Source organism: Marinibaculum pumilum (assembly GCF_042646425.1).
GTDB classification, from domain to species: Bacteria; Pseudomonadota; Alphaproteobacteria; order Ferrovibrionales; family Ferrovibrionaceae; genus Marinibaculum; species Marinibaculum pumilum.
Map to the genome: position 1 here is coordinate 864,364 of NZ_JBHRTR010000028.1, position 23,198 is coordinate 887,561.

The 23,198-nt window shown below is 69.6% G+C and carries 24 protein-coding genes; 15 read left to right on the top strand and 9 right to left on the bottom strand.

Translation table 11 applies throughout. From position 1 onward, the window contains the following. Positions 1 to 135: 135 nt before the first annotated feature. Both ACFOGJ_RS16660 and ACFOGJ_RS16665 read right to left on the bottom strand, forming a co-directional pair. The gene (locus ACFOGJ_RS16660) at positions 136 to 834 is read right to left on the bottom strand and encodes a glutathione S-transferase family protein (RefSeq protein WP_379902405.1); all 699 of its coding nucleotides are present in this window, start codon (positions 832 to 834) and stop codon (positions 136 to 138) included. 38 nt (positions 835 to 872) lie between these two features. Continuing rightward, positions 873 to 1,478 (bottom strand): TetR/AcrR family transcriptional regulator, encoded by a 606-nt coding sequence (locus ACFOGJ_RS16665; protein ID WP_379902408.1) that lies wholly within the window; start codon positions 1,476 to 1,478, stop codon positions 873 to 875. 272 nt (positions 1,479 to 1,750) lie between these two features. On the opposite strand from ACFOGJ_RS16665, the gene ACFOGJ_RS16670 reads away from it, so the two are divergent. The 5 genes from ACFOGJ_RS16670 to ACFOGJ_RS16690 all read left to right on the top strand — a co-directional run bounded on the left by ACFOGJ_RS16670 (position 1,751) and on the right by ACFOGJ_RS16690 (position 6,864). Next, on the top strand, positions 1,751 to 2,341 hold the full coding sequence (locus tag ACFOGJ_RS16670; protein ID WP_379902410.1) for a CC0125/CC1285 family lipoprotein: 591 nt from the start codon (positions 1,751 to 1,753) through the stop codon (positions 2,339 to 2,341). A 122-nt stretch (positions 2,342 to 2,463) separates the two neighbouring features. Further along, positions 2,464 to 2,658 (top strand): hypothetical protein, encoded by a 195-nt coding sequence (locus tag ACFOGJ_RS16675; RefSeq protein WP_379902412.1) that lies wholly within the window; start codon positions 2,464 to 2,466, stop codon positions 2,656 to 2,658. A 208-nt stretch (positions 2,659 to 2,866) separates the two neighbouring features. Continuing rightward, entirely contained in the window at positions 2,867 to 4,954 is a 2,088-nt protein-coding gene (locus ACFOGJ_RS16680) for a 3-hydroxyacyl-CoA dehydrogenase NAD-binding domain-containing protein (protein ID WP_379902415.1), read from the top strand. A gap of 190 nt (positions 4,955 to 5,144) precedes the next feature. Then, entirely contained in the window at positions 5,145 to 5,600 is a 456-nt protein-coding gene (locus ACFOGJ_RS16685; RefSeq protein ID WP_379902417.1) for a MaoC family dehydratase, read from the top strand. A 55-nt stretch (positions 5,601 to 5,655) separates the two neighbouring features. Continuing rightward, a complete protein-coding gene (locus ACFOGJ_RS16690) occupies positions 5,656 to 6,864 on the top strand; it encodes an acyl-CoA dehydrogenase family protein (RefSeq protein WP_379902418.1) in 1,209 nt (402 codons plus the stop codon). Positions 6,865 to 7,161: 297 nt separating this feature from the next. Here the strand turns inward: ACFOGJ_RS16690 and ACFOGJ_RS16695 are convergent, their stop codons facing one another. Next, positions 7,162 to 8,220 (bottom strand): permease, encoded by a 1,059-nt coding sequence (locus ACFOGJ_RS16695; RefSeq protein WP_379902420.1) that lies wholly within the window; start codon positions 8,218 to 8,220, stop codon positions 7,162 to 7,164. 55 nt (positions 8,221 to 8,275) lie between these two features. Here ACFOGJ_RS16695 and ACFOGJ_RS16700 point away from each other — a divergent pair, with 55 nt between their 5' ends. Next, on the top strand, positions 8,276 to 9,145 hold the full coding sequence (locus tag ACFOGJ_RS16700) for a LysR family transcriptional regulator (protein ID WP_379902422.1): 870 nt from the start codon (positions 8,276 to 8,278) through the stop codon (positions 9,143 to 9,145). Next, positions 9,142 to 9,912 (top strand): sulfite exporter TauE/SafE family protein, encoded by a 771-nt coding sequence (locus tag ACFOGJ_RS16705; RefSeq protein ID WP_379902424.1) that lies wholly within the window; start codon positions 9,142 to 9,144, stop codon positions 9,910 to 9,912. The genes ACFOGJ_RS16700 and ACFOGJ_RS16705 overlap by 4 nt, the downstream gene beginning before the upstream one ends. Positions 9,913 to 9,916: 4 nt before the next feature. On the opposite strand, the gene ACFOGJ_RS16710 is transcribed toward ACFOGJ_RS16705, so the two are convergent. Continuing rightward, positions 9,917 to 11,143, bottom strand: coding sequence for a mechanosensitive ion channel domain-containing protein (locus ACFOGJ_RS16710; RefSeq protein WP_379902427.1), 1,227 nt, complete (start codon positions 11,141 to 11,143; stop codon positions 9,917 to 9,919). Positions 11,144 to 11,292: 149 nt separating this feature from the next. Beyond that, positions 11,293 to 12,324 (bottom strand): LLM class flavin-dependent oxidoreductase, encoded by a 1,032-nt coding sequence (locus tag ACFOGJ_RS16715; protein WP_379902430.1) that lies wholly within the window; start codon positions 12,322 to 12,324, stop codon positions 11,293 to 11,295. 163 nt (positions 12,325 to 12,487) lie between these two features. Here ACFOGJ_RS16715 and ACFOGJ_RS16720 point away from each other — a divergent pair, with 163 nt between their 5' ends. From ACFOGJ_RS16720 to ACFOGJ_RS16735, 4 genes are all read left to right on the top strand, one after another. Further along, a complete protein-coding gene (locus ACFOGJ_RS16720) occupies positions 12,488 to 13,636 on the top strand; it encodes a DSD1 family PLP-dependent enzyme (RefSeq protein WP_379902433.1) in 1,149 nt (382 codons plus the stop codon). Positions 13,637 to 13,672: 36 nt separating this feature from the next. Beyond that, positions 13,673 to 14,392, top strand: a complete 720-nt coding sequence (locus ACFOGJ_RS16725) for a TetR/AcrR family transcriptional regulator (protein ID WP_379902435.1) — start codon at positions 13,673 to 13,675, stop codon at positions 14,390 to 14,392. Positions 14,393 to 14,539: 147 nt separating this feature from the next. After that, on the top strand, positions 14,540 to 15,259 hold the full coding sequence (locus tag ACFOGJ_RS16730) for a glutathione S-transferase family protein (RefSeq protein WP_379902438.1): 720 nt from the start codon (positions 14,540 to 14,542) through the stop codon (positions 15,257 to 15,259). 144 nt (positions 15,260 to 15,403) lie between these two features. Beyond that, positions 15,404 to 16,216, top strand: a complete 813-nt coding sequence (locus ACFOGJ_RS16735) for an enoyl-CoA hydratase/isomerase family protein (RefSeq protein ID WP_379902440.1) — start codon at positions 15,404 to 15,406, stop codon at positions 16,214 to 16,216. 25 nt (positions 16,217 to 16,241) lie between these two features. Here the strand turns inward: ACFOGJ_RS16735 and ACFOGJ_RS16740 are convergent, their stop codons facing one another. Continuing rightward, a complete protein-coding gene (locus ACFOGJ_RS16740) occupies positions 16,242 to 17,309 on the bottom strand; it encodes a Glu/Leu/Phe/Val family dehydrogenase (RefSeq protein WP_379902443.1) in 1,068 nt (355 codons plus the stop codon). A 205-nt stretch (positions 17,310 to 17,514) separates the two neighbouring features. Here ACFOGJ_RS16740 and ACFOGJ_RS16745 point away from each other — a divergent pair, with 205 nt between their 5' ends. Further along, complete coding sequence (locus ACFOGJ_RS16745; RefSeq protein ID WP_379902445.1) at positions 17,515 to 18,747, top strand: serine hydrolase domain-containing protein; 1,233 nt, start codon at positions 17,515 to 17,517, stop codon at positions 18,745 to 18,747. A gap of 2 nt (positions 18,748 to 18,749) precedes the next feature. Beyond that, positions 18,750 to 19,922: an acyl-CoA dehydrogenase family protein gene (locus tag ACFOGJ_RS16750; protein WP_379902448.1), complete on the top strand. Its 1,173-nt coding sequence runs from the start codon at positions 18,750 to 18,752 to the stop codon at positions 19,920 to 19,922. Positions 19,923 to 20,061: 139 nt separating this feature from the next. Here the strand turns inward: ACFOGJ_RS16750 and ACFOGJ_RS16755 are convergent, their stop codons facing one another. Continuing rightward, positions 20,062 to 20,358, bottom strand: a complete 297-nt coding sequence (locus tag ACFOGJ_RS16755) for a hypothetical protein (RefSeq protein ID WP_379902450.1) — start codon at positions 20,356 to 20,358, stop codon at positions 20,062 to 20,064. A 345-nt stretch (positions 20,359 to 20,703) separates the two neighbouring features. Here ACFOGJ_RS16755 and ACFOGJ_RS16760 point away from each other — a divergent pair, with 345 nt between their 5' ends. Further along, positions 20,704 to 21,459, top strand: a complete 756-nt coding sequence (locus ACFOGJ_RS16760; RefSeq protein ID WP_379902453.1) for a TerC family protein — start codon at positions 20,704 to 20,706, stop codon at positions 21,457 to 21,459. A 16-nt stretch (positions 21,460 to 21,475) separates the two neighbouring features. Here the strand turns inward: ACFOGJ_RS16760 and ACFOGJ_RS16765 are convergent, their stop codons facing one another. Then, a complete protein-coding gene (locus ACFOGJ_RS16765; RefSeq protein WP_379902456.1) occupies positions 21,476 to 22,237 on the bottom strand; it encodes an SDR family NAD(P)-dependent oxidoreductase in 762 nt (253 codons plus the stop codon). A 209-nt stretch (positions 22,238 to 22,446) separates the two neighbouring features. Between ACFOGJ_RS16765 and ACFOGJ_RS16770 the strand changes: the two genes are divergently transcribed. Then, positions 22,447 to 22,797, top strand: a complete 351-nt coding sequence (locus ACFOGJ_RS16770; RefSeq protein WP_379902459.1) for a RidA family protein — start codon at positions 22,447 to 22,449, stop codon at positions 22,795 to 22,797. Positions 22,798 to 22,858: 61 nt separating this feature from the next. On the opposite strand, the gene ACFOGJ_RS16775 is transcribed toward ACFOGJ_RS16770, so the two are convergent. Continuing rightward, positions 22,859 to 23,146, bottom strand: a complete 288-nt coding sequence (locus ACFOGJ_RS16775) for a putative quinol monooxygenase (protein WP_379902462.1) — start codon at positions 23,144 to 23,146, stop codon at positions 22,859 to 22,861. Positions 23,147 to 23,198: the final 52 nt, after the last annotated feature.

The following is a 23,198-nucleotide window of genomic DNA, read 5'->3' on the forward strand; positions in this document are numbered from 1 at the left end:
CGCGCGCCGCCTGTCGGGCATCACAGCGCAATGGCGCACCGGCAGGCAAGAACGGGCGCCGGACTGCGGCGCGGTTCTGGATGCCCGGCGGGAAAACCTGGACATCAGGTCAGGCGATTGCGTGGCCTCGGGAGGTCACGCCGCCTCCGGCATCCAGGCGTCGCGGGCGAGGCCGTCATACATGTCGAGCAGACGGTCACGCCAGGCGCGGACCGGGTCGTCCTCGTCCGGCAGCACCTCGACGGGGGCGGAGGTGCGTGCCCATTGCAGGCTGCCGAAGACGATGTAGTCGGCGTAGTTCGGTGCCGCGCCGGCGATATAGGGCTGGATCTTCAGGGTGTTGCGCAGCGGCACCAGGGCGCGGTCCAGCGCCTCGATCTGCGCCGGGCGGTCGGCGCAGAGCGCCTCCAGCGCCATGCCGAAGCGCTTTTCCCGGCTCTCCTTGAAATAGGCCTTGTCCTTGTCGTGGATCATGCCGAACAGGTCGACCAGGATGATCCGGCCGATCACCGGGTTCACCTGGGTTTCCACCCACTGCTTCACCAGCATGCCCTGGCCGCGCGCCTGCGCGCTGTCGAACAGCGGCTTCTGGGGATAGGTCTCGTCCAGATATTCGGCGATGTCCCAGCTGTCGTGCACGCTCTTCTCGCCATCGACCAGGACCGGCACCTTGTCCTGGCCGGAAAAGGCGATCGCCTCTTTCTCGGTAAAGCGCCAGGGCAGGGTCTCGACCTCCAGCGACTTATGGGCGAGTGCCATCCGCACCCGCCAGCAATAGGGGCTGAAGCGGTGGTCGTCCTTCGCGCCTGCCAGGTCGTAGAGCTTCATCGCCATATCCGGCCTCCCCCTCGGAGATTCATCTGGTTCTGGGGCTAGTGCTGGCGCACAGCCTGCAGCAGGCCGTTCGCGATGTCAGCCAGGACCGCCCGGTCCGGGCGGGTCTTTGCGACCAGCCGCAGGCCCTGCAGGCCGGCCATCAGGAGGCGCGCCAGGGCCACGGGGTCGCGCTCCGCGGGGATCTCGCCGCGGTCCTGCGCGGCGCGGATCTGCTGGGCAAAGGCGTCGGCGATGCGGGTGAAGGTGCGGTCCAGCCGGGCGGCGGCCTCTTCGTCGACAGCCGCCAGCTCCGCCGCGCAATTGCCCAGATAGCAGCCGCGTCCCTGCATGCCGTCCGGGCCGGATGAGGGCGCCCCCGCATCGGCGACGGCCATGTCGAGGAAGGCGGCCAGCGAGTCCCGGAAGCTGCGGCCGGCGGCAAAGGTCGCCCACATCCGCTCCATGGTCTCGTCGCCATAGCGGTCCAGGGTCGCCAGCAGCAGGTCGTGCTTGTTGCCGAAGCACTGGTAGAAACTGGAGCGGCTGATCCCCATTGCCCCACAGAGGTCGTCCAGCGAACTGGCCTCGTAGCCGCGCGTCCAGAAACAATCCATCGCCCGCTGCAGGACGTCGGCCTCGTCGAATGACCGGGGACGGCCCATCGGGACCTCCTCCTGGCTGGGCCCGGGCCGGCAGCCGGCGCAAGGGGCCGGGAGCCGCAGGCTGGGCGGCGCAATCGAATGCAACCGCGATCGGTGCACCAGGATATGGGGATTGCGGACCGGCTAGTCCAGAAGCTCTGTGATCGCCGCCCCACGCCGGCGGAGGGGGCCGGCCGGATGTCATGGGCCGGATGTCATGGGTTATGGCGCGCCGCGCCGGGCCGGTATAGTGAGAGGTTGGGACGGTGGGGTATCGCGTAGGATCATCTGTCATGCCTTTCCGCAAGTTCCTGACCCCTTGCCGCATGCGGCTGCTGCCGGCGGCGCTTCTCGCCGCCGGGCTCGCCCTGCTGGCCGCCTGCACGACGGCCACGCCCTACCAGCCGGCGGCGGGGACCGGCTACGGCTTTTCCGACCGGCGGCTGGAGGACAACCGCTTCCTGGTGGCGTTCGACGGCAATTCGCTGACCCCGAAGGAGGATGTCGAACTCTACCTGCTGTACCGCTCCGCCCAGATCACCCTGCAGACCGGCAACGACTTCTTCGTCCTGGTGCAGCGCGACACCGAGGCCAATACCCGCTACGTCGACAACACCACTTTCTACGGCCCACCGTACGGCAATTGTTGGGGCGGCTGGGGCTGGGGTCCGCGCTGGGGCTGGGGCCCGGCCTGGCGCGGCTGGGGCTATGGCTGCGGCGGCCCGACCTTCGCCACCACGAGCACCTATCCGGTCACCCGCTACAGCGCCCAGGCGGAGATCCTGGTCTATCCCGGCCGCACGCCGGGCGGCGATCCGAACGCCTACGATGCGCGGGAGATCGTCGCCAATGTCGGCCCCTACCTGAAGCTGCCGCCGGCCTGATCCCGCCCCGCCGGTCCGGGCCGTACCGGAACAATCCGGTCGTCCCATCCGTTTCCCTGATGCGCCGTCCCGGGCTGCCGGTCCGCGGACCGGCGCGACGGTTAGACGTGGGAGTAACGAAGATGGCAGACAGGAATGCCGTCGTCGGCAATGACGACACCCGCTTCGGCGGACAGCGCGACGAGCCCCGGATCGTGGAAAGCAAGACGGAGGCCCGTGCCGGAGACCGTCACCGGGAGAACCTCTACGCCCTGGTGTTCGGTACCATCGTGGCCGCGGCCGTCCTGCTCCTCCTCTATGCCTTCCAGGTGATCTGACCGGTCGCCGCAGGCCGGGCCCGGAAGCTTCCCGCCGGCCGGATTCCTCCCGCCGGTCCGCCCCGTTGTCGCATGGCCCTGCCGGCCATGTTGACGGGCGGGCCGGTTGCCAGCACCGTACATGCAACTTTCCTGACGCCGGCCGGGCGCACCACGCCCGGCCGCGCCATTTCCGCATGCAGAAGCGGTCGAGAACGAGGAGGAAGCCATGTCCGATGCCGTGACCCTTGAGCGCGACGGCACTGTCGGTGTCATCACGGTGCGCAACCCGCCGGTCAACGCGCTGAGCCAGGCGGTCCGGCAGGGCCTGAAGGACTGCGTTTCCGCAGCCGCGGCCGACGATGCGATCGAGGCGATGGTGATCCTGGGCGACGGCCGCACCTTCATTGCCGGCGCCGATATCCGCGAATTCGGCAAGCCGATGGCGGAGCCGGGCCTCCTGGAGGTCCTCGACATGATCGAGGGCAGTGCCAAGCCGGTGGTGGCCGCGATCCACGGCACCGCGCTGGGCGGCGGGCTGGAAGTGGCCCTGTCCTGCCACTACCGGGTGGCGGTGGACTCCGGCCAGGTCGGCCTGCCGGAGGTGAAGCTCGGCCTTCTGCCCGGTGCCGGCGGCACGCAGCGGCTGCCGCGGGTGGTGGGGCCGCAGATGGCGCTGGAGATGATCGTCTCCGGCAACCCGATCCGTGCCCGGAAGGCGGTGGAGGTCGGCGTGGTCGACGCCATCGTCGACGAACTGCAGGCCGGCGCCGTGGCCTTCGCCGCGGCGAAGGCGAAGGCCGGGGGGCCGCATCCGGTGATCAGCGCCGACGACAGCAAGGTGAAGGGCACCGACCCGAAGCTGTTTGCGGAGTTCCGCAAGTCGATCGAGAAGCGCGCCCGCGGCTTTTTCGCCCCCTGGCGCTGCATCGACTGCATCGAGGCGGCCTGCACCCTGCCCTTCGCCGAGGGCATGAAGCGCGAGCGCGAGCTGTTCGAGCAGTGCATGAACTCGCCGCAGCGCAAGGGCCAGATCCATGCCTTCTTCGCCGAGCGCGAGGTGGCGAAGATCCCCGACGTGCCGAAGGACACGCCGGTGCAGCCGATCGCGTCGGCCGGCGTGATCGGCGCCGGCACGATGGGCGGCGGCATCGCGATGAACTTCGCCAATGCCGGCATCCCGGTGACGATCCTCGATTCCAGCCAGGAGGCGCTGGAGCGCGGCCTGTCGATCATCGAGAAGAACTACGCCAATTCCGTGAAGCGCGGCGGCATGTCTCAGGCGCAGGCCGACAAGGCGCTGGGCCTGATCGGCCGCAGCCAGTCGATGGACGACCTGGGCAAGGCCGATGTCGTGGTCGAGGCGGTGTTCGAGGAGATGGAGCTGAAGAAGAAGGTGTTCGGCGAGCTGGACCGGGTGGCGAAGCCCGGCGCCATCCTGGCCACCAACACCTCGACCCTGGACATCGACGAGATCGCCTCGGCCACGAAGCGGCCGGAGGCGGTGATCGGCACCCACTTCTTCAGCCCCGCCAACGTGATGCGGCTCCTGGAGGTGGTGCGCGGCGCGAAAAGCTCGAAGGAGACGATCGCCACCGCGATGGACCTGGGCAAGAAGCTGCGCAAGGTCAGCGTGCTGGTCGGCAATTGCGACGGCTTCGTCGGCAACCGGATGCTGAATCCCTATACCCGGGAGGCCGCCTTCCTGGTGGAGGAAGGCGCGACCCCGTCCCAGGTGGACAAGGCGATCTACGAGTTCGGTTTTGCGATGGGACCCTTTGCGATGGGCGACCTGGCCGGGCTCGACGTCGGCTACCGGGTGCGCAAGGCGCGCGAGGGGAAGCGCGACAAGGCGATGCGCTACTCCCCCGTCGCCGACAGGATCGTCGAGATGGGCCGCCACGGCCAGAAGACCGGCGCCGGCTACTACAGGTACGAGGAAGGCAGCCGCACCCCGGTCCCGGACCCGGAGATCGAGAAGCTGATCCGCGACACCGCGAAGGAACTGGGCATCGAGCAGCGCCAGGTCAGCGACGAGGAAATCGTCGAGCGCCTGGTCTATGCCCTGGTGAACGAAGGCGCCCGCTGCCTGGAGGAGGGCATGGCGCTGCGCGCCAGCGATATCGACGTGATCTACTGCAACGGCTACGGCTTCCCGGTCTATCGCGGCGGGCCGATGTTCTATGCGCAGGAAGTCGGCCTGGACAAGGTGCTGGCCCGGATCCAGGAGTTCCAGGCCGTCCATGGCGACCTGACCTGGAAGCCCGCCGACCTGCTGGTGGAGAAGGCCAAGGGCAGCGGCCGCTGGGACAGCTGAGGCACGGCGCCACTGCTCCAGTGTCATTCTCGCCCTTGAGGCGAGAATCCATTCCGTAGGCCGAGCGGCGCCCCGTTGCCGGCGGAATGGGTTCCCGGGTCAGGCCCGGGAACGACGGTCGGGGCGGCGCTTCGCAAGCCGGCCGGTTGGGTGCTATAGCCTCTGCCGGAGATTGAGGGAGGAGAACATCATGCTCGTTGTCGAGACGCCGCAGGACCTGAAGGCGCATAAGGGCGAGGAGCTGGTCGGCGACTGGCTGGAGATCACCCAGGAGCGGATCAACCAGTTCGCGGAAGCCACCGGCGACCACCAGTGGATCCATGTCGACGTGGAGAAGGCGGCGAAGGAGATGCCGGGCGGCAAGACTATCGCCCACGGCTTCCTGACCCTGTCCTTGCTGCCGATGCTGGGCCAGCAGCTGTGGAAGGTGAACAAGACCAGCCGCGGCATCAACTACGGCTCCAACAAGGTGCGCTTCACCAACACGGTGCCGTCCGGCAGCCGGGTGCGGCTGATGCTGACCTTCCAGGACTTCGAGGACATGGAGGGCGATGGCGTGAAGATCACCGGCCGCAACATCATCGCGATCGCCGGCCAGGACCGCCCGGCGCTTGTCGCTGAGACGATCAGCATACTTTACGCTTGAGGCCATGATCTGCGGGGCGCCGGCCGCCCCGCACGGACGAGGGAAGGGACAGGCCATGGATCTGGCGTTCACCGAGAAGGACATCGCCTTCCGCGACGAGGTCCGCGCCTTCATCGACGAGGCGTTCGACAAGGAGATGCGGGAGCATTCCCGCCGCAGCCGCCACGGCTATCTGCCGAAGGACGACCATGTCCGCTGGCAGAAGCGGCTCTATGACAAGGGCTGGATGGTGCCGAACTGGCCGGAGGAGCATGGCGGCCCCGGCTGGGACCCCACCCAGCGCTTCATCTACGAGACCGAGATGGCCGCCGCCGGCGCGCCGCACGTGATCCCCTTCGGGCCGCGGATGGTCGCGCCGGTGATCATGAAGTTCGGCTCCGAGGAGCAGAAGAAGCAGTTCCTGCCGGCGATCCTGAAGAGCGAGATCATCTTCTGCCAGGGCTATTCCGAGCCCGGTTCCGGCTCCGACCTGGCCTCCCTGCAGATGCGGGCAGAGGACAAGGGCGACCATTATCTCTGCAACGGCTCGAAAATCTGGACCTCGGTCGCGCAATACGCGGACTGGATCTTCTGCCTGGTGCGGACCTCGAAGGAGGCGAAGCGCCAGGACGGCATCTCCTTCCTGCTGATCGACATGAAGACCCCCGGCATCCAGGTGGAGCCGATCATCACCGTCGACCTGCCGGAAAAGGGCTTCCAGGAGGTCAACCAGGTCTTCTTCACCGACGTGAAGGTGCCGAAGGAGAACCGCATCGGCGAGGAAGGCAAGGGCTGGACCTATGCCAAGTACCTGCTGGAGTTCGAGCGCGGCAACCCTTACGCCGGCGGCCTGAAGCGGGGCCTGCGCAAGATCAAGGCGATCGCCGCGGCCGAGCGCGCCGACGGTTCCGGCGCGCTGATCGAGGACGAGACCTTCCGCCGCCGCATCTCGCAGCTGGAGATCCAGATCGAGGCGCTGGAGATGACCGAGCTGCGGATCCTGTCGAAGCTCGCCGGCGGCCAGAACATGGGCCCGGAAAGCTCGCAGATGAAGCTGCGCGGCTCGGAGCTGCAGCAGGCGGTGACGGAGCTGATGCTGGACGCGGTCGGCCTGCAGGCCAACCCCTTCCCGCCGATGCATTTCGGCTCCAACGAGGAGCCGATCGGCCCCGACTATGCCGACGGGGTCGCCGCGCGCTACGCCAATATGCGCAAGACCTCGATCTATGCCGGCTCCAACGAGGTCCAGCACAACATCCTGGCGAAGCTGGTGCTGGGGCTCTGAGCCGCCGGATCGCTGTCATGTGCCGTCGTCCCCGGGCCTGACCCTACGGGGTTCACATATCTTGTTGCTTTGACGCGCCTCCCTGTTGCCGTCGCCCTCGGGCTTGACCCGAGGGGCACGACGGGACAGGGACGCCGCGCAACTTCACCGCCTTGCCGCGATCCTCGGCCAATGGCTCGGAACTCTGGGTCCGAGGACGACGGCGAAATTGGTTGGACTGTGAGGCTGCTTCCGGTCCGGCGGAATGGATCCCATGCTCAAGGCATGGGATGACGCGGCGGGACTGTCCGATACCGCTCACGGCAGCAGCGCGCCGGCGCCCCAGCCGGCCATCATCGCGCCGGTGACGGCGAGGCCGAGATAGAGCAGGAAGACCGGCAGACGGACCAGGGCGAAGACCGGAACGGCCGCCCAGGCGCTGGTGATGCCGCCGGCGACCAGCAGGGCCATGGCGGCGCCGGCCGGCAGCCCGGCATCCATCATTCCGCGCACCAGCGGCAGGGCGGCATGGCCTTCCAGGTAGAGCGGCGCGCCGAACAGGGCGGCCGCCGGCACCGCCAGGATGTCTGTGTCGCTCAGCAGCCCGCTCACCCAGCCTTCAGGCAGGAAGTGGCGCATCAGGTATTCCGCCAGGAAGGCCAGGCTCAGCCATTTCAGCATCAGCAGCGCTGTGTCGCGGAAGGTGCGCGCGAACTGTGCCCGCCGCGCCGGCTCTCGCCAGAACCGCCAGGCCAGCCGCCCGGCCGTGCCGCAGCGATCCGCTGCCGGGCAGCCGCCGCCGGCCGCCCGCTGCCAGTCGTCGCGCAGCGGCACCTGCAGCCGGCCGCGGCCAACCACGACCGCTGTCACGCCCCCGCCGTAGAGGCCGACCGCGAAGGCGGCCGCCGTCTTGCCCACGGCGAAATCGAATCCCAGGGTCGCGGCGGTGACGGCGAACATGCCGGGATCGGTGACCGGGGAGGACAGCCAGAACGCCATGACGGCGGCCAGCGGCACGCCGGCCGCCAGCATCGCTGCGACCAGGGGCAGCACGCTGATGCCGCAGACCGGCACCAGCGCCCCGGCCAGGGCGGCCAGCACCACCGCCCGCACCGGCCGGCCCCGGAAGGCCGGCGCGATGACTGCGCTGACGCCGCTGGCGGTCGCTGCAGCGCTGAGCAGCAGGCCGGCGACGATGGCCGGCGCGATGGACCAGAGGCTGTCCAGGGCGAATCCGGCGGCGGCGAAAGCCGTGTCGGGCGCGGCGGCTGCCCCTGCCGCCAGGCAGGCCAGGCCGGCAAGGCGCAGCGCCGTGCGCGGGCGCGGCAGGGACAGTGCGGGCAGGCCGCGGGGCCTGGTGAATGCGATGAGGTTCATGCCGCCAATCTGCCGGTATCTTCCATCACCACAAATGAATTGTTACGATCCAGGCATGCAGAAAATCGAACGCTATGCCGTGTCGCCGGATCTGTTGCGCGCATTCGTGGCGGTGGCGCAGCACCGCAACCTGACCCGGGCCGCGGAAGGGCTGGGCCGCACCCAGTCGGCGGTCAGCGTGCAGCTGCGGCGCCTGGAGGGCCGGCTCGGCGCGCGGCTGTTCCGGCGCGAGGCACGGGGCATGACCCTCACGGCGGACGGGCTGCGCCTGCTGCCGGCGGCGGAGCGCGTGCTGCGCGACCTGGAGCGGATCGGCGCCATGTTCCGGACCACACTGGCCGGACCGATCCGGGTCGGCATCCCGGACGATTACGGCACCGCGATGCTGCAGCGCATCCTGCGCCGCTTCGCCGACCGCCATCCGGAGGTGGAGGTGACCGTCCGCTGCGGCTTCAGCCCCACCTTCCCGCGCGCCGTCCGGGACGGCGACCTGGACCTGGCCGTCCATGCCTGCGCCCCCGACGAAGCCGCCGAGCCGGTGTTCGAGGAGGCGATGGTCTGGGCGGCGGCGGCCGACTGGCCGAAGGCGCCGGCACCGCCGGTGCCGCTGGCCCTGTTCGACCGCGACTGCTGGTGGCGCGACCTGGCGCTCGCCGCGCTGACCGATGCCGGGCTGGCGCACAATGTCGTGCTGACCAGCGAAAGCGCCTGGGGGGTGAAGGCGGCGATCTCGTCGGGCATGGCGGTCGGCATCCTGGGCCTCTCCACCCTGGAGCCCGGCATGCAGGCGCTCGGCCCGGCCGACGGCTGGCCGGCCTTGCCGGCCTCGCGGCTTGCCGTGCTGCGTAGCCCGCAGGCCGATGGCCGGATCGCCGCGGCGATGGAAGCGGCGATCCGCGACGGCTTCGGCGCCGCGCCCGCATGATCGACAATCCCCTGTTCTATGTCCTGGCGGTGCTGGCGGTGATGATCGCCGGCATCTCCAAGGGCGGCTTCGGCGGCGGGCTTGGCACCCTGGCGGTGCCGCTGATGGCGCTGGTGATCGCGCCGCAGCAGGCCGCGGCGATCATGCTGCCGATCCTCTGCGTCATGGACCTGATGGCGGTCTGGGCCTATCGCCGCACCTGGGACCGGCGGAACATGTGGATCATGCTGCCCGGCGCGCTCGCCGGCATCGCCGCCGGCGGCCTGACCTTTGCCTATCTGGATGCCGACATGGTGCGGGTCCTGGTCGGCACCCTGGCGGTCGGCTTCTTCGCCTTCGAGGTGGCGCGCCGCTGGATCTTCGACCCCGACCGCCCGCCGGCCCGCCCGGCGGCCTTGCGCGGCGGCTTCTGGAGCGCGGTGGCCGGCTTCACCAGCTTCATCGCCCATGCCGGCGGCCCGCCGGTGAACATCTACCTGCTGCCGCAGCGGATGCCGAAGACCCTGTACCAGGGCACCACGGTCATCTTCTATTTCATCATCAACTACGTGAAGCTGATCCCCTATGCCCTGCTGGGGCAGCTGTCGTTCGGCAACCTGACGACCTCCGCCGTGCTGCTGCCGATCGCGCCGCTGGCGATGCTGTCCGGCATCTGGCTGCACAAGCGGGTCAGCGACCGCATGTTCTACGTGATCTGCTACGGCCTGCTGCTGGTGACCGGGCTCAAGCTGCTCTACGACGGCATCGCCGGGCTGGCCGCCGGCTGACCCGTCATTCCTCCGGCGCCGCGCGGTCCAGCAGGTCCGGGCCGTCGCCGGCGCGGCGTTCCTCCTCCACCTTGCGGGCCACCGGCTCGGGCCGGGCGACGTCTGTCGCCGCTTCCGGTTCCGGTGCGGGCGGTGCGGACCGGCCCGCAGCGGGGCGTGTCGGTGCCGCCGCCAGGGCTTGTGCCGCCTCCGCGCCCTCCAGCCGCAGGCGGTAGATCGGCTCCGGCAGTTCGAATCCGCCCTGCTCCAGCGCTTCCTTGACCATGCGGATCGCCTCGCCCCGGGCGACGCCGAAATGGCTGTGCCGCTGGTCGACCCAGCCGCAGAAGAACAGCACCACGTTGGACTCGCCGACCTCGTCGATCCAGGCCTCCGCCGGCGGGTCGTCCAGCATGAAGGGCAGGGCGCGCAGCGCCGCCAGCCCGTCGGCGACGGCCGCCCGCAGGTCGGCATCGGCATTCACCCCCAGGCGGAACGAGAGCCGCCGCTCCGGATTGCGGGTGAAGTTCACGATCACCGCCTTGAACACGGCGGCGTTGGGAATGCGGACATGGTTGCCGTCGAAGCTGAGCAGGATCGTCGCGCGGCTGGTCAGGCGCAGGACATGGCCCTCATGCCCCTCGATCCGGACATGGTCGTTGGGGCGGAATGGCTGGCGGATGCTCAGCATGACGCTGGCCAGGTAGTTCTCGATCGTGTCGCGCACGGCGAAGCCGACCGCCAGGCCGACGATGCCGGCCGCACCCAGGATGGTGCCCAGCAGCGCGGTGGCGCCGGCGATGTCCAGCGCCAGCACCAGGCCGGCGACGAAGAAGACCAGCCGCACCGCCTGCCGGTACAGCCCCTCGACGAAGGCATTGGGGGCGACCCGGCCCCAGGGCCAGGTCCAGCGCGACACCCAGATGCCCAGCAGCGCCACGACCAGCAGGCAGCCGAGCGCGATGGCGAGCAGCGGCAGCATCTCCACCGCCTGCCGCAGGCGCAGCTCGACCCGGGCCAGTCCGGGCGAAAGCCGCCGGGTCAGGCTGTCGTCGAGCGCGATCTCGTTGCGCACCGTGGCGACATGCTCCACCCGGCCCGCCAGGCGGCCGGCAAGGTCGCGCGCCGACGGCTCCAGCACCGTGCCGGTCAGGGAGACCACGCCGTCGGTGACGGCGACCCGCACTTCCGACAGGCCGTCCACCGCCTCGAACAGGCTGGCCAGCCGGTTGCGGATCGCGTGGTCGGACACCGCATCGCCGCCAACGGCGATCGTCGGTTCTGCCGGGGCTGGCGGATCGGCCTGGGCTGTGGCGGGACCGGGCCCGGCCACCGCCCCGGCCAACAGGAGCAGAAGCAGCAGCAGGCCGGCGATGGCAGGCGTCCGGCCCGGGCCCCGGGTCATCGCCGCGCGAGGGCCGCTTCCGCTGACCGTCCCTCGGCCCGATCCTGCTGGTCCCGGCACTGGGCGATCAGCTCGATGGAGCGGCACCGGGCGTCATGGTCGAAGATGTCGGAGACGATCATCAGCTCGTCGGCGCCGGTCTCCGCCACCAGGGCATCGATGCCGGCGGCCACCGTGTCGGGTGCGCCGACGATGGAGCGGGCCATCATCTGCATCACCTGCTGCTTCTCCAGCGGCGACCAGTAGCTCTCGATATCGTCAATCGGTGGCTGGCTGAGGCCGCGACGGCCGCGCACCAGGCCGGTGAAGGACATCTGCTGCGTCGTCCAGAGCCGCCGCGCCTCGGCGTCGCTGTCGGCGGCGACGATGTTCACCCCGACCATGGCATGCGGCGCGGCCAGCTGGGCCGAGGGCTTGAACCGGCTGCGATAGATCTCCAGCGCCGGCAGCAGCTGCTGCGGCGCGAAATGCGAGGCGAAGGCGTAGGGCAAGCCGAATTCCGCCGCGACCATGGCGCCGAAATGGCTGGAGCCCAGGATCCACAGCGGCACCTGGGTGCCGACCCCGGGAATCGCGCGGATCGCCTGGTCCGGCTCCGCCGGCGCCAGCAGCGCCTGCAGTTCCAGAACGTCCTGCGGGAAATAGTCCGCGCTTTCCGGGGCGCGGCGCAACGCCCGCAGGGTCATCTGGTCGGTGCCCGGTGCGCGCCCCAGCCCCAGGTCGATGCGGCCGGGGAACAGATGCGCCAGGGTGCCGAACTGCTCGGCGATGATCAGCGGTGCGTGGTTGGGCAGCATGATGCCGCCGGCGCCGACCCGGATCGTGCTGGTGCCGGCCGCGATATGGCCGATCACGACGGAGGTCGCCGCGCTGGCGATGCTGGCGAGGTTGTGATGCTCCGCCACCCAGAAGCGGCGATAGCCCAATCGCTCCGCATGCCGGGCCAGGTCGCGCGCATTGTTCAGCGCCACGCCGGCATCGCTGCCTTCGGTGATGCGGACGAGGTCGAGGATCGAAAGAGCAGGCATGACCACCGGAATCAGCTGAGGGAAAGATGCTTGTCCAAAGATGCTTGTCCAAAGATGCTTGTCTGGGGGGCAATGTGGCGGGTAGGGCATGTCCGGGCAAGGCCCGGGCCGGCGGGCATGTGCGTGGCGCATGGCGGGCCCGGTCCAGGGAAGGAGACATGGTGTGCAGGACAGCCCCAACCGCGATCTGATCGGCCAGCCGGGCGGGCGGGACCGGCTGCAGACCCCCTGCCTGGTGCTGGACCTGGACGCCGCCGAGGCGAATATCGCCTGCATGGCCGCGCATGCGCAGGCGGCCGGCATCGGCCTGCGGCCGCATGCCAAGGCGCACAAATCGGTCGCCCTGGCGCGGCGCCAGCTGGATGCCGGCGCGACCGGCATCTGCGTCGCCACGGTGGGCGAGGCGGAGGCCCTGGCGGCCGGCGGGATCGGCGGGCTGCTGCTGACCTCTCCTGTCGCCGGTACCGCAAAGCTGCGGCGCCTGGCAGAGCTGGCGCGATCCGGCCACGCGGTGATGGCGACGGTCGACCATCCGGATGCGGTGGCGGGCCTGTCGGCAGCGATGACGGGCGGGGCGATGGCGGGCGCGTCGGCGCCGCTGACACTGCTGGTGGACATGGATGTCGGCCAGCACCGGACCGGCGTGCCGGATGCCGATACCGCTTTGGACCTGGCGCGGGCGATCGCCGATGCGGCGGGCCTCGCCTTCGGCGGCATCCAGGCCTATGCCGGCCATGTCCAGCATATTGCCGGCCTGGCGGAACGGCGCGCGGCGATGGAACGCCCCTGGGCGTTGATCCAGGCGGTCCGGCAGCGCCTGGCCGGTGCCGGGCTGGCGCCGGCGATCGTTACCGGCGCCGGGACCGGCACCCACGCGCTGGATGCCGGCGCAGGCCTGTTCACCGAGATGCAGACCGGATCCTATGTCTTCACCGATGTGCAGTACGACGCCGTTGTCCTGCGGGAGGCGGCGGCGACACCGTTCCGGCCCTCGCTGTTCGTGGCCTGCAGCGTGGTCAGCACCCACCAGGAGGGCTTCGTCACCACAGATGGCGGGCTGAAGCGGTTCGCCACCGACGGGCCGGCGCCGCGACCGATGCGCAATGCGCCCGCCGGCGCCGGCTTCCGGTTCTCCGGCGACGAATTCGGCGCGCTGCTGCTGAACGGCGCCCGGCCGCCGGCGCGCGGCACGGTGATCGAATGCCAGGTGCCGCATTGCGATCCCACCGTCGACCTGTACGACTGGTACCATGTCGTGCGCGGCGATGTTCTGGTGGAGATCTGGCCGGTGGAAGGGCGCGGCGCGATTTAGCGATTTGTTAGCCCTGTCCGGGGCATATGGATGGCCATGAGCAAAGGCGCCAACACACGCGAGACGATCATCGGGGAGGCCCTGTCCCAGGCCGTTGAACTCGGCCTGGAAGGTGTCACCCTCGGTGTGCTCGCCAGCAGGCTGAACCTCTCAAAGTCCGGCCTGTTCGCCCATTTCAAGTCCAAGGAAGCGCTGCAGATCGCGGTGCTGGAGGCGGCGGTCGACCGCTTCCGCGCGCAGGTCGCCACGCCCGCCTTCGCCAAGCCGAAGGGGCGCGGCCGCGTGGCGGCGCTGTTCGAGCACTGGCTGGCCTGGCTGGATGGCGGCGAGGCGGCGCCCGGCTGCCTGTTCGTCACCGCGGCGCAGGAATACGTCCAGCGTCCCGGCCCGGTGCGCGACCTGCTGGTCCGCTCGCAGGTGGAATGGCACGGCGCGCTGCGCTGGGCCACCGCGCAGGCGATGACGCAGGGCGATTTCCGGAAGGACCTGGACCCCGACCTGTTCGTGTTCCAGATGATCGGCATCGCGCTGGGCTATCAGCACATGCAGAAGCTGATGAACGATCCGGAAGCGCTGGGCCGCGCCCATGCGGCCTTCGACCGGCTGCTGGCAGATGCGGCACCCGCTGCTGCGGCTTCCGCCGGCTCCGCCCCGGACAGCAGCCCGATCCCCCCGAATCAGGCAGTCCCCGGCCAGGCAGCTCCCGGCCAGGCAGCCCCCGCACGGGCACCGCAGCACGAGACATCGGACAGCTGACAAGGGTTCCGGCGCGTGTTTGCGCCGGACTCTCTTCCCGATACCCGCCCGGAAGGAACGGCGGGGATTGCGGGTCGGGAAAGCATCCCTTGCCTTTTCTAAATAAAAGCACGATCGTTCGTATCCAAACGCGAACGGAGAAACCCGATGATCGCCGCCGAGTTCCTGCGCATCTTCACCGGCCCGATGAGCGTCTTCGGCGCCAAGGCCGTGATCGCCGCCCATGAGAAGGCGCTGGATTTCGAGACCGTCATGGTGCCGTTCTCCCTGCGAGACGGCTATGCGCCGAAGCCCGATGAGGTGCTGCAGGGCAATCCGAAGGGCCAGATTCCCGTGCTGCTGCATGACGGCCTGGTGCTGTTCGATTCGACCCAGATTTTCGAATATCTGGAGGATCGCTGGCCCCGGCCGCCGCTCTGGCCCACGGCCCCGGCGGAGCGTTCGCTGGCCCGGCAGGCGGAGCTGCTGGCTGACGAGGTACTGTTCCCGCGCGTGCTGACCCTGATGGGCCTGTGCCGCAGCGGTGCCGGGGCGCAGGCCTGCGCGCCCGCCGTGGCGGCGATCGGGGAATTGCAGCGCGACCTGGACCGGCGGCTGGCCGGTCGGGACTGGCTGGCGGGGCCCTATGGCTATGCCGATATCGCGACCTTCTGCGTGCAGATGATGGCATCGGCCCTGGGCGCAGACCCGGGTGCGGACATGTCGCGCCTGACAGCGTGGCGCGACAGGGTCGTTGCCCGCCCGGCGGTGGCTCGCACTTTGGCGCCGATGGCCGCCTTCATGACGGCCAACCGCATGGTTCTGCCGCCCTGGCTCGCCGCGATGGCGGCGAAGGCCGGGCCGCCGGAAGGGGCGATGGCCTCCTGAGCACCGCACCCTCGGTCCTGCACCCTCAGTCTTTACGGGCGCCCTTCGCGGAGCCAATCTGCCGCCACGCCAGGACAAGGACGCGGCCTGGGCGGGTGGCCCGGGAGGGCCGTCCTGCCCCGCCGCCACAGCGGGAGGAAGGCAATGGACCTCAAGGACGGCATTTTCGAGCTCAGCGACGGCGTCGCCACCTACACCATGAACCGGCCGGACATGCGCAACGCGCTGATCCCGTCGATCGTGGCCGACTACCAGACGGTGATCGCCCGGGTGCAGTCGGACCCGGAGATCCGTGCCCTGGTGGTGACCGGGGCAGGCGGGGCGTTCTGCGCCGGCGGCAACATCCAGCGCATGAAGGACGGCTTCTCCTCCGGCTCGGAAGTGCAGCAGAACTTCGTCGAGCTGCATGGCTGGCTGAAGCAGTTCTTCGACCTGCCGGTGCCGGTGATCGCGGCCGTGGACGGGCCGGCCTTCGGCGGCGGGCTCAGCCTGGCGCTGGGCTCCGACATCGTGCTGGCGACCCCGGGCGCGACCTTCTGCGCGGTGTTCCAGCGCATCGGCCTGGTGCCGGACATGGCGGTGCTCTATTCGCTGACCCGCGCGGTCGGCCTGCAGCGGGCGAAGGAGCTCTGCTTCTCCGCCCGCGTGATGTCGGCGCAGGAGGCGCGGGACATGGGCATCGTCCTGTCCCTGCACGACCCGCACGAACTGGTGCACGAGGCGCAGGCCGTCGCCCGCCGCTTCACCCATGCCAGCCGCGAGGCGCTGGCCCTCACGAAGTCGATCCTCAACCGTTCCCTGTCGGAGGATTATGACAGCCTGGCCGCGCAGGAAGGCCTGGCGCAGGCGATCTGCCTGCTGTCCGACTATCACAAGGATGCGGTGAAGAAGTTCCTGTCCAAGCAGCCGCTGCCCTTCAACTGGGAGCAGCTGTCGCAGGCCAAGGCCGCCGAATAGCGGTGGAGATGGCGGCGCCCGCCGTTCAGCCGGCCGGGACCGCGTCCATCGGCCGGCGCAGCGCCGCCAGCCGCTGCAGGGCGATGCGGTCGGCCACGGCCGCCGTATCGCCGTCTCCGGCGGCCTGGAAGATTTCCGTCAGGGTGTCGGCGATGGCGCGGACCTTGACCTCGACCGCGGCGCGGTCGTAGCGGCCGCCCAGTTCCGCGGCGACATTGATGATGCCGCCGGCATTGATGACATAGTCCGGCGCATAGAGGATTCCCCGGTCGGCGAGCCGCGCGCCGTCCTCGGCCGTTGCCAGCTGGTTGTTGGCGGAGCCGGCGACGATGCGGGCATCCAGGGCCGGGATGCTGTCGGCGTTCAGCACGCCGCCCAGCGCGCAGGGGGCGAAGATGTCGGCGCCGACCGTGTGGATCCTGTGCGGCGCCACCACCATCGCCTGGAAGCGCACCTGCGCCTGCGCCAGCCGCGGCCGGTCCAGGTCCGCAACGACCAGGGCCGCGCCGGCGTCATGCAGCCGCTCGCAAAGGCCCAGGCCGACATGGCCCAGGCCCTGCACCGCGATGCGGCAATCGGCCAGGTCGTCGCTGCCGGTGGCGTGGCGCGCCGCGGCGCGGATCCCTTCGAACACCCCCAGCGCGGTGAGGGGAGAGGGATCGCCGCTGCCACCCTCGGCCTCGCCGCGTCCCGCGACATGCGGGGTCTCTTCCGCCATCACCGCCATGTCGGCGGGGCTCATGCCGACATCCTCGGCCGCGATGTAGCGCCCGCCCAGCCCGTCCACCGCCCGGCCGAAGGCACGCAGCAGGCCCGGCGACTTGGCGGTCCGGGCATCGCCCAGGATCACCGCCTTGCCGCCGCCCAGGGCCAGGCCGGCCATGACATTCTTCAGGGTCATGCCGCGGCTGAGCCGCAGCACGTCGGTCAGCGCCTCCGCCTCGTTCGCATAGGCCCACATCCGCACCCCGCCGCAGGCCGGCCCGGCGGTCCGGTCATGCACGGCGATGATCGCCCGCAGACCGGAGGCCCGGTCGCAGGCGAAGGTGACGGCCTCATGCCCGTCATGCTCGGGATGATCGAACAGCTCCATGGACCTGATATGGGGCAGCACCGGCCGTATTGCACCACGCGCGGACGATGACCTAGGCTTCCGCGGGCCGCGCTGCAGAACGGGCGTTCGAGACATTGGCGGCCGCGGCAAGCCGAAATACGGGGGAGGAAGGCAAGATGGGCGGCACCGCCGCATCGTTCCGGGCGCGACGGCTGTCGCGCAGTGGCCGCGGAACCGCGGCCCGATGAAGCGCTTTTCCGCCGAAGGCGCCTATGGCCGCCTGTCGGGCGAGGTCGATCCCGATTTCACGGCCGTGGCAGACGCCTTCCGTGCCAATTTCGAGGATCGCGACGAACTGGGCGCCGCGCTCTGCGTGATCCGCGACGGCAAGGTGGTCGCCGACCTCTGGGGCGGCTTCGCCGATGCCGACCGCCAGACGCCCTGGCAGCGCGACACGATGACGGTCGTCTTCTCGGCGACCAAGGGCGTGACCGCGATCTGCGCGCACATGCTGGTGGAGGAAGGCGCGCTGGACCTCGACGCGCCCGTCGCCGACCTCTGGCCCGAGTTCGCCGATGGCGGCAAGGACGGCACCACCCTGCGGATGATGCTGGACCATTCCGCCTCGGTGCCCGCCTTCCGCGAGAAGCTGAAGGCCGGCGGCGTCTACGACTGGGAGTATATGACCGGCCGGATCGCGGCGGAGCCGGCCTACTGGCCGCCCGGCACCCGCTCCGGCTATCACGGCACCACCTATTCCTGGACAGTGGGAGAGATGATCCGCCGCGCCGCCGGCATGTCGGTCGGCCGTTTCTTCCGCGAACGAATCGGCGACCCCCAGGGCCTGGACTTCTGGATTGGCCTGCCGGAGGCGGAGGAAAGCCGGGTCGCGCCGGTGATCCCCTACCGCCACCCGGCGAACGCGCCGCTGCCGCCGTTCCTGCAGGCGGTGCTGCACGACCGCGCCTCGGTGGCGGCGAACTTCGTCTACAATTCCGGCAGCCTGCTGGGCGGCGCGATCAACAGCCGCGAGGCGCATGCGGCCGAGATTCCCGCCGCCAACGGCATCGGCACGGCGGCGGCCCTGGCGCGGATCTACGCACCGATCGCGCAGGGGGGCGGCGACCTGCTGCGGCCGGAGACGGTCACCCGGATGAGCCAGGTCTCCACCGCCACCGAGCGCGACGCGACCCTGGAAATGCCGAGCCGCTTCGCGCTGGGCTTCATGGTCTCGATGGACAATCGCAGCCGGGTGCCGTTCGACGGCCACAGCGCGATCCTGGGCCGCGGCGCCTTCGGCCATGTCGGGGCCGGCGGCAGCATCGGATTTGCCGATCCCGACCACGGCATCGCTGTCGGCTATGCGATGAACCGCCTGGGCGAAGGACTGCTGCTCAACGGCCGCGGCCAGTCGCTGGTCGATGCCGTCTATCGCAGCCTGGGCTGTACCTCTTCCGACGGCGGGGCATGGGTATAGAGATGGCGATCGCATTCGACCTGACCGACGACCAGCGCGCGATCCAGGCCTCGGTGCGCCGCACCGTCGACCGCTTCGGCGAGGAGTACTGGCTGGCCCGCGACACCGAGGGCGGCTTCCCGGAGGAATTCTACCAGGCGGTCGCGGAAGGCGGCTGGCTGGGCATCGCGATGCCGGAGGCCTATGGCGGCGCCGGGCTCGGCGTGACCGAGGCGGCGCTGATGATGGCGGAGGTGGCGAATTCGCCGGGCGGCATGGCGGCGGCCTCGGCGATCCACATCAACATCTTCGGGCCGCATCCGATCGTACAGTTCGGCACCGAGGAACAGCGCGAGCGCTGGCTGCCCGACCTGATCGCCGCCCGCGCCAAGACCTGCTTCGGCGTCACCGAACCCGATGCCGGGCTGGAGACCGGTGCCATCACCACCCGCGCGGTGCGCGACGGCGACCATTACGTGATCGACGGCCGCAAGATCTGGACGACGACGGCGCAGGTCGCCGACAAGATCATGCTGCTGGCCCGCACGACGCCGAAGGAACAGACCGCGAAGCCGATGCAGGGGCTGACCCTGTTCTACACCGACCTGGATCGCGCAGCGGTGGAGGTGCGGGAGATCCCGAAGATGGGCCGCAAGGCGGTCGATTCGAACATGCTGTTCATCGAGGGGCTGCGGGTGCCGGTGGAGGACCGGATCGGTGAGGAGGGGAAGGGCTTCAACTACCTGCTGCATTCCCTGAACCCGGAGCGGATCCTGATCGGTGCCGAGGCGGTCGGCATCGGCCGCCAGGCGCTGGACCGCGCCGCCCGCTATGCGCGGGAGCGGGTGGTGTTCGGCCGGCCGATCGGACAGAACCAGTCGATCCAGCACCCCCTGGCGGAATGCTGGATGGCACTGGAGGCGGCCTGGATGATGGTCCTGAAGGGGGCCTGGGCCTACGATTCGGGGCGCGACTGCGGCGCGGAGGCCAATGCCGCGAAATATCTGGGGGCGGAGGCCGGCTTCAAGGCCTGCACCCAGGCGGTGATGACCCATGGCGGCATGGGCTATGCGCGGGAATTCCATGTCGAGCGGCTGATGCGCGAGGTGATGATTCCCCGCATCGCCCCGGTCAGCCCGCAGCTGATCCTCTGCTACATCGCCGAGAAGGTGCTGGACCTGCCGAAGTCGTATTGAGGCAGGCGGGTCCAGAAGATCGGGACGAACCATCCCGGTCTGCCGCCGCCCGCAGGGTGAATCCGGCAGGCGGCGGCAGGGGGAAGCGTGTTCATTGCGGCGCGGCCGGGCGTCTGCGGCGGGCCCGCGCCTGGAATGATCAGGCGTCGGCGGGCGGTGCCAGGTCGACGACGACGTCGGTGGGCTGCGGCTGCACCGGGCTGAGCTGCTGACGGCTCTCGTCCGCCCAGGCGGCGACGAGATAGAGGCGCGCCGGGTCGTTGGCGCTGGTCTCTTCCTGGACCGGCTCGAACACCAGCAGGCCCCGGGCGTCGAGGTAGAAGGTGTGCTCGCCGAACGCCTGCTGCAGCTGCGGCATGGCAGGGTGGTCGGTCGGCACGGGGTCGGCCCCGAGGGCGGACTTTGCCACCTCCAGCTGGTTGACCGAGAGAATCATGGGCTATCCAATGCGGACAGAGGCGGGCCGCGGCATCGCGCCGTCGTCTCTCTTGCCGGCAACCCATCTTCAGGCGAATGCGGCGCTGCACCTGAGTCCTAAAGAACCGGGGCCGGCGATGCAACCGCCGGCCGGCCCGGGACCGGTCGCGGACCGGTCCGAGCGCAGCGGAACCGAAGCCGCTGGCGCGCTGTTCTTCCCCGGTTGCATCCGCAGGTGACAGACCGTACCTCTCGGCAGCCTTCACAGCGGAGCCGGTCGTTCGGGCGGGTTCCCTTCCCGCGGTTGCCCTTGCCGGCCAGGCAACCAACCAGGCCGGTTCCCCGGCACGCCATCGGAGTCGTCATGGACTACCTCCTGCACCTCGCCGCCGACCCTGCCGCCTGGGCGGCGCTCGCCACCCTCATCGTGATGGAGGTGGTGCTGGGCATCGACAACCTGATCTTCATCTCGATCCTGACGAACAAGCTGCCGGAGGCGACCCGCGCGCGGGCGCGGCGGATCGGCATCGGCCTGGCACTGGTCCTGCGACTGGTCCTGCTGGCCAGCGTGGCGTTCATGGTGCAGCTCACCGAGCCGCTGTTCGAACTGTTCGGCCACGGCCTGTCCTGGCGCGACCTGATCCTGATCGCCGGCGGCGTCTTCCTGATCTGGAAGGCGACGAAGGAGATCCACCACAATGTCGATCCCGCCGACGAGGATGAGGCGAGCGCCGCGAAGGTTGCCAGCCTGAGCTTCGGTGCCGTCATCTTCCAGATCCTGCTGCTGGACCTGGTCTTCTCCATCGACAGCATCATCACGGCGGTCGGCATGACCGACCATATCCCGATCATGGTCGTTGCCGTGGTGGTCGCCGTCACCGTGATGCTGGTCGCCGCCGGCCCGCTGGCGCGCTTCATCGAGGCGAACCCGACCATCGTGATGCTGGCGCTGGGCTTCCTGTTGCTGATCGGCACCATGCTGGTGGCCGAGGGCTTCGGCGCGCATATCCCGAAGGGCTATATCTACGCGGCGATGGCCTTTTCCGCCCTGGTGGAAGGGCTCAACATGCTGCGGCGCCGGGCGGCCCGCCGGAAGAAAGGGGCGGGCGACCCGGCCTGACCCTCAGGCGCCCGGCCTACAGCTGCACGCCGCGGGTCAGGGCGCCGTCAACCACCAGGTTGGTGCCGGTGATGAAGGAGGCGGCGGGGCTGGCCAGGAAGACGGCGGCATTCGCCATTTCCTGCGGTGTGCCCATCCGGCCGGTCGGGTTCAGCGCCAGCGCCTGCTGGAAGAAGTCCGGATTGCCGGTCTCGATCTGGTTCCAGACGCCGCCCTCGAAATAGGTATTGCCGGGGGAGACGGTGTTGGCGCGGATGCCCTGGCCGGCCAGCTTGTGGGCCAGGCCCTGGGTGTAGTGGACGATCGCCGCCTTGAAGGCGCCGTAGGGGCCGGCGGCGAAGTCGATCTCGCGGCCCGACACGCTGGAGATCGTGACGATCGCGCCGGCCGCGCTCTTCTCCAGGAAGGGCAGCGCCGCCTGCACCAGATGGACCGTGCCCATCAGGTCGGTCTTGAAGCCGTTCTGCCAGCCGGCCTCGTCATCGGCGATCGCCAGCGCGCTCACATTGGCGACGACGATGTCCAGCCCGCCCAGGCGGGACGCCATGTCCGCCACCCAGGCCTGCAGGGCGTCGCCGTCGGCGACATCGACGGCGCTGCCTTCGGCCTTGCCGCCATGGCTGCGCAGCGCCTCCAGCGCCGGCGCGATATCGCCTTCGGTGCGGGCGCAGATGCCGACATCCGCGCCTTCCGCAGCCAGGGTCTCGGCGATCGCCCGGCCGATTCCCTTCGTTCCCCCGGTGACGATGGCGCGCTTGCCCCGCAATCCCAGATCCATATCCCGCCCCTCTCGCTGCTCTGTCCCGTGATGCCGTCCCGCCGGCCGAATTCCGCCGTATGCCGCCGCTGCATGCTGCCGCCGTATGCTGCCGCCTGTTGCTTGCCGCTGGCAAGCGCATGGCGGTGCCGGCCCGCGGCGCTATAGTGCCTGCGCGCCGCCGCAAGCCCAGTCCAGATGAGAGCAAATCCAGAAGAGGGGAAGAGACGATGACGATCGCACGTCACGAGGTCAGCCAGCGTATGAGCCATGCCGTGGTCCATAACGGCGTGATCTATCTGGCCGGGCAGGTTTCCGACAATCCGGGCGACAAGTCGGTGGCGGAGCAGGCCGCCAATATCCTGGAGAAGATCGACCGCCTGCTGGCACAATGCGGTTCCGAAAAGTCGAAGCTGCTGCAGGCGCAGGTCTGGCTGACGGACATGGCCCATTTCCAGGCCTTCAACACCGTCTGGGACAATTGGGTGGCGCCGGGCAATCCGCCGGCGCGGGCCTGTGTCGAGGCAGCCCTCGCGCTGCCGGAATTCAAGGTGGAGATCATGGTGATCGCGGCCGTCTGACCGCGGAGATGGTGCGGTCCCGGCCGGTGCTTCCGGCCGGGATCGTTCGGAGCGCCCTGTGTCAGGCCACTTCCGGCATGATGGAGACTTCGGGGCGGCCATCGAGATAGGCACCCATCGCCTTGCCATGCTCGCCGTAGTGCGGCGACTTGCGATGCGCCTCCAGCGCGGCCTCGTCCTGGTAGCGTTCCATGAAGATGTAGGTGTTCGGCTCCTCGGCCTTGTACAGCCGGTACATCAGGTTGCCGGGCTCGTTGGCGTTCACCGCCTCCACCAGCAGCTTCGCCACCGCCTCGAAGGCATCGCCCTGGCCGTCCTTCACCTTCAGCTTCGCCATCACGCCGATCATCCACGTTCCTCCCGTTCCGGATCGTTGCAACTTGATGCGGGGCAGCGTTACA